General features: G+C 54.0%; 2 tRNA genes. Both read right to left on the minus strand.

Features of this window, described 5'->3' with window-relative positions:
• A tRNA-Val gene (locus NR177_RS23855) sits at nt 1-76 on the minus strand.
• Between the two features lie 48 nt (nt 77-124).
• Nucleotides 125-200, minus strand: a tRNA-Val gene (locus NR177_RS23860).

Consider the following 200-nt stretch of genomic DNA (forward strand, 5'->3'; position numbering starts at 1 on the left):
TGGTGGGTGATGACGGGTTCGAACCGCCGACCCCCTCCTTGTAAGGGAGATGCTCTACCAACTGAGCTAATCACCCATATCTTATCTCTTGCACACTGCGGGCCATCTTAAACCTTGTTAAGAGTGGTGGGTGATGACGGGTTCGAACCGCCGACCCCCTCCTTGTAAGGGAGATGCTCTACCAACTGAGCTAATCACCC

The sequence above is a fragment of the Pantoea sp. Fr+CA_20 genome (assembly GCF_024520835.1).
In the GTDB taxonomy this organism is placed as follows: Bacteria; Pseudomonadota; Gammaproteobacteria; order Enterobacterales; family Enterobacteriaceae; genus Pantoea; species Pantoea allii.